The organism is Candidatus Chloroploca asiatica (assembly GCF_002532075.1).
In the GTDB taxonomy this organism is placed as follows: domain Bacteria; phylum Chloroflexota; class Chloroflexia; order Chloroflexales; family Chloroflexaceae; genus Chloroploca; species Chloroploca asiatica.
In genome coordinates, this window is sequence record NZ_LYXE01000055.1 from 1 (window position 1) to 9903 (window position 9903).

At 58.4% G+C, this 9903-nt stretch carries 8 protein-coding genes; all 8 read left to right on the plus strand.

From position 1 onward, the window contains the following. The first annotated feature begins 371 nt into the window (after positions 1-371). The 8 genes from A9Q02_RS04895 to A9Q02_RS04930 all read left to right on the plus strand — a co-directional run bounded on the left by A9Q02_RS04895 (position 372) and on the right by A9Q02_RS04930 (position 9830). Positions 372-1439, plus strand: coding sequence for a phosphoenolpyruvate carboxykinase (ATP) (locus tag A9Q02_RS04895; protein ID WP_141508722.1), 1068 nt, complete (start codon positions 372-374; stop codon positions 1437-1439). A 20-nt stretch (positions 1440-1459) separates the two neighbouring features. Beyond that, the gene (locus A9Q02_RS04900) at positions 1460-3331 is read left to right on the plus strand and encodes an ABC transporter ATP-binding protein (protein WP_216361447.1); all 1872 of its coding nucleotides are present in this window, start codon (positions 1460-1462) and stop codon (positions 3329-3331) included. A gap of 312 nt (positions 3332-3643) precedes the next feature. Continuing rightward, positions 3644-5191 (plus strand): ATP-binding protein, encoded by a 1548-nt coding sequence (locus A9Q02_RS04905; RefSeq protein WP_097651240.1) that lies wholly within the window; start codon positions 3644-3646, stop codon positions 5189-5191. Between the two features lie 72 nt (positions 5192-5263). Then, positions 5264-5587 carry a hypothetical protein gene (locus A9Q02_RS04910; RefSeq protein ID WP_172450643.1) on the plus strand — a complete coding sequence of 108 codons (324 nt, stop codon included), beginning with the start codon at positions 5264-5266 and terminating at the stop codon, positions 5585-5587. Positions 5588-5611: 24 nt separating this feature from the next. Further along, positions 5612-6805, plus strand: coding sequence for a glycosyltransferase family 4 protein (locus A9Q02_RS04915; protein ID WP_097651242.1), 1194 nt, complete (start codon positions 5612-5614; stop codon positions 6803-6805). Between the two features lie 212 nt (positions 6806-7017). After that, entirely contained in the window at positions 7018-8223 is a 1206-nt protein-coding gene (locus A9Q02_RS04920; RefSeq protein WP_097651243.1) for a glycosyltransferase family 4 protein, read from the plus strand. After that, the gene (locus A9Q02_RS04925; protein ID WP_141508724.1) at positions 8220-9002 is read left to right on the plus strand and encodes an FkbM family methyltransferase; all 783 of its coding nucleotides are present in this window, start codon (positions 8220-8222) and stop codon (positions 9000-9002) included. Before A9Q02_RS04920 ends, A9Q02_RS04925 begins: the two co-directional genes overlap by 4 nt. 522 nt (positions 9003-9524) lie before the next feature. Beyond that, a complete protein-coding gene (locus A9Q02_RS04930) occupies positions 9525-9830 on the plus strand; it encodes a sulfotransferase family protein (RefSeq protein WP_097651245.1) in 306 nt (101 codons plus the stop codon). The last annotated feature ends 73 nt before the right edge of the window (positions 9831-9903 follow it).

Here is a 9903-nt window from a genome sequence, read left to right on the forward strand (position 1 = left end):
ACGCGAACCGCCTCATGTTGTCACATGTCGTCCGAATCGGCCAAAAGAACACATATTTTCTGTCCGCCCTTAAACCCCGCCGCGAGGGAACGGGTACGAAGACGGGGGAACCCGGTTCCCCCGCACCCCGCCGCGAGGGAACGGGTACGAAGATGGGGGAACCCGGTTCCCCCGCACCCCGCCGCGAGGGAACGGGTACGAAGATGGGGGAACCCGGTTCCCCCGCACCCCGCCGCGAGGGAACGGGTACGAAGATGGGGGAACCCGGTTCCCCCGCACCCCGCCGCGAGGGAACGGGTACGAAGATGGGGGAACCCGGTTCCCCCGCACCCCGCCGCGAAAGAAGACGGGCACGGGGAAAGTGTAGGTAGATGAGCGCAATGGCTGGCGATTATTTGATCCAACTGGAAGCGGCGTTTGCGAGAGCATGGGCGTCTGTGGATGGGCAGGTGCACTCGGTGCAGGTACAAGGGGTTGCCTTTGAACTGCGCATGGCTGATGCCGCACTCGAGGGGGTTGTGCTGCCGGCGCTGGCGCATTTGCTGGGGGAGCCTGACGCACCGGCTGAAGGTGAAGCGATGACCTTTCATCTGTGGGACGGGGCAACCACAGGGGTGCGACCGCCAGCGCCTCCCTTTGCTCCCACGGATTATCGGCGTTATGGGCAACGTGCAGTGCTGTATGCCGGGTCGCTTGCATTGATGCATGCGCCGACGTCTGGGCAACTCTTTGCGTATGATCGCAGCACGCGCCAGGGTTTCTGGTGGATTGATGAGGCTGCGCAGCTTTCGATTTACGAGCGTGCGGCGCCACTCCAGACCCTGTTCCACTGGGCACTGGCCGAAACTGGCTGGCAGGTCATCCACGCATCGGCACTTGGCAATGAGGACGGTGGCGTCTTGCTGATTGGCAACTCGGGGGCGGGCAAGTCCTCGACGGCCCTGAGTTGTCTGGCCTATCCAGCGTTGCGCCTGTTGAGCGATGATAAATGCCTGGTGCGGGTGGAACCTGAGCCGCGGGCGGCAATGCTCTTCAATTCGGCCAAGCTCAAAGTTGATATGCTCGACCGGCTGAGCTACCTGCGCCCACTGCTTGACAGGTGGGACGATGTCTACAAGGCGAGCAAAGGTCTCGCCTTTTTGTATCCGACCTACGCTGCGCAGATGGTGGCCTCGTTCCCGATCAAGGCATTGCTCTTGCCCGAGGTGACGCACCGCGCCGAAGCCAGGCTTCGGCTGGCGGCGCCAGGCGAGCTCTTTCGTCAGCTAGGCCCCAGCACGGTGATCTGGTTGCCCGGGGCCGAAGCAGAGAGCTATCGGCTGAGTGCTGAACTAACCCGACGTTTGCCCTGCTATCGCCTGGAACTGGCAAGCGACCCAGGCAAGAATGTCGCGGCGATTGCGGCGTTGCTGGCGGAACATCAAGATACCTTGTTATAGATAGAGCCAACAGGTAAACGATGAGTATGCACCGACACCGTGGCCCGGTTGTACAAGATCAGCGTCTGAAGCGGTTGCTCAGTGTGCGCAGTCAGCTGCGGCAGTTGCGCTATGTGCCCCAGGCCTTGCGCCTCGTCTGGCAAGCGGCGCGGGGCTGGACCCTCGCTTCGACGGTGTTGCTGGTGATCCAGGGCGTGCTGCCGGTGGTGACGGTCTATCTGACGCGTGAACTGGTCAATGGGCTGGTCGAGGTGGTGGAGCGTGGCGGCACGTCTGAGGCGATCCAGGCGGTGGTGCCAATCTTTGTGCTGATGGGGTTGGTGCTGGTGACCGGGGAATTGCTGGGCAGTGTGCAGGAGTATGTGCGCATGCTGCTGGCCCAGCGTACCCGCGATTATATGAATAACCTGATCCACAGCAAAGCGATCACCCTCGATCTCCATTTCTACGAGTCGCCGACCTACTATGACCAGTTGCAACGGGCAAGCGTGGATGCGATTGATCGTCCGCTGGCCCTGCTGGAGAACCTGAATGGCCTGTTGCAGCACACCATCACCCTGGTTGCGATGGGCGGCGTGCTCTTCATCTTTGCATGGTGGATGCCGCTCGTTCTGCTGATGGGGACATTGCCGGCGCTCTGGGTGGCGTTGCGGTCGACCTGGATCTTTCATCGCTGGCGACAAAAGAATACGATGCATCAACGCCGGTTGGTCTATTTCCAGCGAGTAGTGACGCTGGTGAATGCGGCGATGGAGTTGCGCATCTTTGGCCTGGGCGATTATTTCAAGCAGTCGTACGATCAACTGAGTCGCCAATTGCACGCAGAGCGGCTCGGGTTGGCGCGTCAACAGATGCTGGCCCAGATCGGAGCGGCGCTGGTTGGGCTAGTAGCCCTGGCAGGAGGGCTCGGCTGGATGGGCTTGCAGACGATGCGCGGGCGCTTTAACCTGGGCGATCTGGCGATGTTCTGGCAAGCGATGAACCAGGGTCTCCGTCTGATGCGCAGCTTGCTCACCGGGGTCGGCGACATCTACCGCAATCTGCTCTTCCTGGAGGATCTCTTCACCTTTCTCGAACTCGAGCCCCAGATCGTCGATCCGGCGGTACCAACGACGCTGGCACCGGGCTTAGGTGAAGGCATTCGGATGGAAGAGGTGACCTTTCGCTATGAGGATAGCGAGCGGAACGCGCTGGAGAAGTTCAATCTGACGATCCCGGCGGGTCAGATTGTGGCGATTGTGGGGGAGAACGGGGCGGGCAAGAGCACCTTGATCAAATTGCTCTGCCGTTTCTATGATCCGCAGGAGGGCCGGATTACCTGGGATGGTGTTAACCTACGCGAACTCGCCCAGGACGAGCTACGCCGACGGATCAGCGTGCTTTTTCAACAGCCGTTCCCGTACCACGACAGCGCGGGCGACAATATCCGTTTTGGTGACATGGAGCACGCACCCACGCAAGCGGAGATCGAGGCGGCGGCACTGGCTGGCGGGGCCGCCGAGATCATTGACAAGTTACCCGAGGGGTACGCAACGATCCTGGGGCGCTGGTTTGGGTACACCGAATTGAGCATCGGCGAATGGCAGCGCCTTGCGTTGGCGCGCGCTTTTGTGCGCCAGGCCGACCTAGTGATCCTTGATGAGCCAACGAGCGCAATGGATAGCTGGGCCGAGCATGCGTGGATGACGCGGTTCCGCGATTTGATTGCCGGACGTACTGCCCTGATCATTACGCACCGTTTTACCACCGCGATGCAAGCCGACATCATCCATGTGATGGTTGGCGGGCGGGTGATCGAATCGGGAACCCATAGCGAGCTTGTGGCGCTGGGTGGGCACTATGCGAACTCGTGGAACATGCAGATGCGAGAGGTGTCGGCGGAGGGGTTTTGACGCAGAGGGGTTTTGACGCAAAGGCGCAAAGGCGCAGAGGGTTGAAGTATGTGCATGCGTAGCTTTGCGCCTTTGCGTCTTTGCGTCAATCCGAGTCAGCCTTATGTGTAACGCAGCGGCACGGAGGAGCGCATGACAACGCAACCGGCGGCTGATTTTTGGCACGGCAAGATGGGTTGTTTGACGCAACGGCGCAAAGGCGCTACAGTTTGATCCATCTCCATACGCAGCTTTGCGTCTTTGCGCCGTTGCGTCAACACGAGGCAACTTTTTTTGGCAAGGGATGGAGGCTAGCACCGAAGGAAACCTGCCATGCGCTTTTTTAATACTGCCGGGCCCTGCAATCCTGAAGATCACTACATGTTGCCGGCGACCGCACGCCTGCCCGATGTGCAGACGTTGCTTGACCAGAAGGCCTACTTCGTCGTGCATGGCCCGCGCCAGAGCGGTAAGACGACGGCGATGCTTGAACTGGCCCGTCAGGTGACGGCGGCCGGTCGTTATGTAGCGGCACTGGTCTCGATGGAGGTAGGGGCAGCGTTCAACGATGACCCCGGCGCGGCTGAGTTGGCAATCCTCGAAGATTGGCGGGCCGCGCTGGTCTGGCAGTTGCCGACAGAGTTGCAGCCACCACCCTGGCCTGACGCAGAGGCCGGTGGGCGGCTCGGTGCGGCGCTCACCGCCTGGTGCATGGCGTCCTCCCGGCCCGTCGTATTGTTTGTTGACGAGATTGATGCCCTCCAGGATGCGGCGCTAATTTCAGCGTTGCGCCAACTGCGGGCTGGCTTTCAGCGGCGGCCTGAGGCCTTCCCCTGGGCATTGGCCCTGATCGGTCTACGCGACGTGCGTGATTACAAGGTCGCATCTGGTGGCAGTGAGCGACTGCACACCGCCAGTCCCTTCAACGTCAAAGTCGAGTCGCTAACCCTGCGCAACTTCACCGCGCCAGAGGTGGCGGAACTCTACGCTCAGCACACCGCCGACACCGGCCAGGTTTTCACACCGGAGGCGCTGCGGCTGGCCTTCGACCTGACCCAGGGGCAGCCGTGGCTGGTGAATGCCCTGGCGCGCCAGGTAGTGCAGGTGGTCGTCCCTGACCTGGCCCAACCGGTGGATGTGGCGGAGATCAAGCAGGCCAAGGAGTTGCTGATCCAGCGCCAGGACACGCACCTGGATAGCCTGGCCGAGCGGCTGCGCGAGCCACGTGTGCGTCACGTCATCGAACCGTTGCTGGCCGGGCGCGCCTTGACGGATGTGCCGTTCGATGACATCCGCTTCGTGCTCGACCTGGGGCTGTGCCGGGCGGATCCGGCTGGCGGGCTGGTTGTCGCCAACCCGATCTACCGGGAAGTGATCCCGCGCGTGTTGGCCGCCGGCCCCCAAGCCTCACTCCCGCACATCCGTCCCACCTGGCTGCGCGACGACGGCAGCCTGGACCCGGACACACTGCTGGATGCGTTCCTCGCCTTCTGGCGCCAGCATGGGCAGCCGCTGCTGGGTAGCGCGCATTATCACGAGATCGCCCCGCACCTGGTGTTGATGGCCTTCCTGCACCGGGTCGTCAACGGCGGCGGCACGCTCGAGCGCGAATACGCCATTGGCAGCGGACGCATGGATCTCTGCCTGCGCTATGGGGATGTCACGCTGGGCCTCGAACTGAAGGTGTGGCGCGATGGCGAGCGCGATCCGCTGGAACAAGGCTTGGCCCAACTAGACACCTACCTGAACGGTCTCGGGCTCGCAACGGGCTGGCTCGTTATTTTCGACCGGCGTCGCGACCAGCCGCCGATCAGCGAGCGTACCCACCACACCATGGCGGTCAGTCCCGCCGGGCGGGCGGTGACGGTGATACGGGCGTAAGGCTCGTGCTAAGGCGCAGAGGGTTTTAACGCAAAGGCGCAAAGGCGCGGAGGGGTGATGATGGATCGGTATGTGGAACGGTTGCGTCTTTGCGTCTTTGCGTCTTTGCGTCAGGCGGTGGAAGAAGAAGACGGCATGCACCGGGAAACGATGACAACACCAAGCTCTCTTGTCGAGGCGCTGCGCGCCCGCGTCGAACGCCATCCGCAGCGTAATGCGCTGATCTTCATCGGGCCGAACGATTCAGTTGAGACGATTGCTCAACTAGTGCGGGTGGCCCTGGCTCAGGCCTACGCCGCACTCCAAACAGACCTCTGGCGGCATGCCCCCGGTGCGCTACTGGATATCACGATTAGGCGACATCTTGCCTGTGGGCAGGCAGGCGAACCAGCGTAAGACGGTGGAATGGAGTCGAGCTAGATGAACATTGCTTTGATCCACGACAGCATGCGCATCGGCGGCATCAGTCAGCAGATCCTCAACCTAGGAGGTTATCTCGTTGCGCAGGAGCATGAGGTGACGGTCGTCAGTTATGAAGAAGGCGAATGGTGGGCGCGACTCGCTGATGTTGGTTTGAAGGGCGTATGCTTGCCCGTTGGCCGTTGGGAAAGCGCATTCCAGCAAGCCCGTCGTTTGGCTTGGTTCTTGGCAAAGGGCAAGTTTGATGTGGTGATGGTCTTTCTCCCCACACGGAACTTGTCTGGACAGTACTGCCTACGTTTTTTACCTTCCCGAATGATCCGCCTCGTGGCTCTGCACAGCACTGGGCCTACGGTTTTTGACCGTGCAGCGATTAACTGTGGCGTTTGGGACATGGCGATTGCCGTCAGTCCTGTGATCGAAAAGATCGCGACTCAGCGCTTCTCATGCAAAGAAGTACGGTGCATACCAAACGGTGTAACACTCCCTTCAGATCTGCAGTTGATGCAACGGGTAGACTGGTTAAAGCCTCTTCGCTTGCTCTTTGTCGGACGCCTCGCCAACCGTGCCAAGAATATTGTGCTGCTGCCAGAAATCCTCAGGATATGCGCGCAAGCAGGCTTACCGGTCACCCTTACCATCATTGGTGACGGACAGGATCGCTCCCTGCTTGAGCAGGCGATCAACGCCAGTGGCGTGGGGCATCGCATCGAACTGCGCGGGGCGCAACCGGCTATAGCCGTCTACAAGGCTATGCAAGAGCATCACATCCTGCTGATGCCCTCCAACTTTGAAGGCTTTCCTAATGTACTCCTGGAAGCGCAGGCCAATGGTTGTGTGCCGATAGCAAGCTATTTGCCGGGCGTTACCGATCGCGGGGTTGCTGACGGCGTCACCGGCTTGCTGGCACCCCCCGGCGATGCTGCAGCCTTTGCGCACCAGGTTGCGCTGCTGGATGATCCGGAACGCTGGCGCAGGTTCAGCCAAGCGGCGATGCAGCGTGTACGCACGCACTTTTCCATCGAGACGATGGGCGAACAATATCTTGCGCTTATGCATAGTCTGGTCACGAACATCGATCAGGTAGCAAGCGCTCGCGGTCAACCCGACCCGGTACTGTTTGGTTGGCAAGGTTTTGTTCCGCCCCCCGTGCTTCGCCGGATGCGCGGCTTGCGCCGAAGGCTGTGGCGATAGCTGTGATTGGAGAGGAACACCTAGCGTATCCCCACTCACCTGCCTTGCCCCACTGGAACCCAACTTCAGCGTGGATCGTCGGGCGAGCATTCTCAATTTGGTTGAGCAATACTCACGTTTTGTAGTGTACGCCTGGCGTACTCAGCCAGAATCGGTTGGTTGGGGAATGATGCAACGGCACGTTGATCGCCCAGTGGCAAGGTGAAATTAACATGAAAATTGCCCTGTTTGTGGGTGATATGCGGGTAGGCGGCGTGACTACCTTTGTATTGGAGTTGGGGCAAATTTTGCTCAAGGCTGGTCATACGGTCACACTGGTCGCCTGTGGGCAGGGTGAGTGGTGGCCGCGCCTGGCGGAGAAAGGTATTCCGGCAGTGTCACTGGCGCCTAATCGGTGGGAAAGCGCCGTTCACCACGTCCGACGGCTGGCAAATCATTTTATTGCAGAACGCTATGATCTGGTGTTGATCAACATCGGGCTGGGGGTGCTGCCGGTGATGCGCGGCCTGCATGGGTGGCCCGCCGAAACAGCGGCGATCCCGGTATTGCACAACGACCTAGCGCGGGTTTATGCCCATGCCCAAATCAATCGCCAGGCCTGGAATGTAGCGGTAGCCGTCAGCCCCAGGGTACAAAGCGCAGCGACGGAGCGATTGTCCGGTAAAACCATTCTGACTATTCCCTATGGTATCCGGATACCGCCTGAACAACAGTTAACCATCCAGTTACCCTGGGAAACACCGGTGCGGTTGCTGTTCGTCGGGGCCTTGTGTGACACCCACAAGGGTATTTTGCGTCTGCCCAAAATTCTGGCGGCGTGCCGACAGCGGCAAATACCCGCTCGGCTGACCATCATCGGCGAGGGGGGCGACCGGGGCCGCCTCGAGCAGGTGCTGGCACAATGTGGGCTGACAGACCTGGTTGAATTGCGCGGCGCACAACCGGCTGAGGCGGTGTATCAGGCTATGCAGGCGCATCACATGTTGCTGATGCCTTCCAATTTTGAGGGGTTGCCGCTGGTTAGCTTGGAAGCGCAAGCCAACGGCTGTGTGCCAGTGGCCTCGAGGCTGGCGGGCATCACCGATTTTGGCATAGACGAGGGGGTAAGCGGTTATCTGGTTGATAGGGAAGATATTCAGGGATATGTGGGAGCCATCAACAATTTGCTTAAAGCTGAACGTTGGCAGAGTTTCAGCCGGGCGGGGATTGAGCGGATCAGACAACACTTTTCGGTGGCGGTAATGGGAGCGCGGTATCTGGATTTGATTGAACACATCGCCGCCGGTGCATACTCTTACTCTTTACCGGAACCACAACCGAGCAAAGCGGAGCGCCTGTTTACCGTGCGGGATTATCTGCCTGGGGCGTTACGTAGCCGATTTAGCCGGTTAGCCGGGTGGGCAAGGGGCTTCCTGTGAAGGTAGACCGAGGGTTGTTGCGCCGTTACCGGCGGGTTTTTGGCTGGCGTGGTTTGATTTATTTTTGGTACGGGGAGATGCTGAGGCGGCAAACGGAAGTGAGTGTAACCCGACCCGGTAGCAATCCTCCCATTTATCTGCGTTTGGGTACTTCAGACATTGGTTTTTATGATGAAATTTTTGTGCGCCGGGTGTATGATTTACAATCGGTGCGCCCGCTGCAGGTTATTGTGGATGCCGGAGCCAATATCGGGTTAGCCGCCCGCTATTTTGCGGAGCATCATCCGCACGTGCGTATTCTGGCAATAGAGCCAGCCGCTGCCAATTTTGGACAGCTATACAAAAATGTGAGCGCCTGTTCCCAGATTACACCCATTCAGGCGGCCTTGTGGCATATCGACAGTGAACTTGACCTCACCAATCCAGTCGGGCGGCATGGCGCATTTCGCGTCTGGAATACAGCTTCACATTCTGTACCAGTACAAGAACGTGTTCCCACCATGACCATCCCTAACCTGCTGGCTAATTACAATCTGGAGAGGATTGACCTACTGAAGATAGACATTGAAGGAGCCGAGGTCGAATTATTTGCTAATGCCGGCAGTTGGATAGATCGGGTTGGGATAATTGCCGTTGAGTTGCATGATCGGTTGCGGCGCGGATGCGCCCTTAATTTTTACAGCGCCACCCAATCTTTTGATTGGGAATGGCATCGAGGAGACCTGACTTTTGTCGCCCGTGCCGGTATGGTGGATAAGCAATTGCTGCGTTCTGTCTAAAAAGGACTAAATATTGTTAAAAATCCCAACACCACAATGGTACAGACGGTTATTATTTTTGCGTGATATTTTGATTGCCTGTTATCAGGAGCCAAAAACGGTGCGCATGGCGCTGTCATCCTGGAGAGCTATGCATAACGCTATGCGCTTTGCTCAAAATTGGCCCCAGACGAGAAATTCTGAATGCAAGGTGTTAGCCGATACGGTTTCTGGTAATCCGCTCTGGGAAATGCTGCCCCATGTACAACCCGGTGGGGTCTATTATTTGCGAAGATATGCATCGTAGTCATAATCTGTTTGCCCAATACAGCGCCGGTCTGGTAGCTCAGCTTAACCAGATGGAACGCGTATCAAGATCCAATGCCGGTGCCAGAGTCAGCAGATCAGCTTATCAGCAAGCCGTACATTCGATTCATTTTTACCCCTATATGCTGGTAATAGAGAAACATCGGGCTAATGTAGCAGAGATGATATCCCAAAAACGCGACCTTGGACATTCTGGATTGAAAGAATGCGAATAATATGATGATGCCAAATTTTTTGGTGATTGGTGTTACCAAATCCGGAACAACCTCACTTTACAACTACCTGCAAGAGCATCCACAAATTTTTATGAGTCCAATAAAGGAGCCCCAGTTTTTTGAGTATGGTGAGGCGGAAAAACTCGCTCTAGAATTTCCGGCACGTCCTTGGGCCATCCAAACCCTGGATGCTTACCAGAGCCTGTTTTCTGCCGTTACCACAGAAAAAGTCATTGGCGAAGCAACTCCTTCTAATTTTCACGCACGTGCATGTAAGCGAATTTACGAATATCTACCCAACGCCTAGGGCTACGTCAAAGTGGTAGGGACACCGATCAGGGCAAGTGCGGCCCCCACGGAAGCGGCGGTCGCGCGCACGG

What these genes read in the sequence shown, in the direction of transcription:
- A9Q02_RS04895 (WP_141508722.1), top strand. Translation starts at nt 372, where the DNA reads ATGAGCGCAATGGCTGGCGATTATTTGATCCAACTGGAAGCGGCGTTT.
- A9Q02_RS04900 (WP_216361447.1), top strand. Translation starts at nt 1,460, where the DNA reads ATGAGTATGCACCGACACCGTGGCCCGGTTGTACAAGATCAGCGTCTG.
- A9Q02_RS04905 (WP_097651240.1), top strand. Translation starts at nt 3,644, where the DNA reads ATGCGCTTTTTTAATACTGCCGGGCCCTGCAATCCTGAAGATCACTAC.
- A9Q02_RS04915 (WP_097651242.1), top strand. Translation starts at nt 5,612, where the DNA reads ATGAACATTGCTTTGATCCACGACAGCATGCGCATCGGCGGCATCAGT.
- A9Q02_RS04920 (WP_097651243.1), top strand. Translation starts at nt 7,018, where the DNA reads ATGAAAATTGCCCTGTTTGTGGGTGATATGCGGGTAGGCGGCGTGACT.
- A9Q02_RS04930 (WP_097651245.1), top strand. Translation starts at nt 9,525, where the DNA reads ATGATGATGCCAAATTTTTTGGTGATTGGTGTTACCAAATCCGGAACA.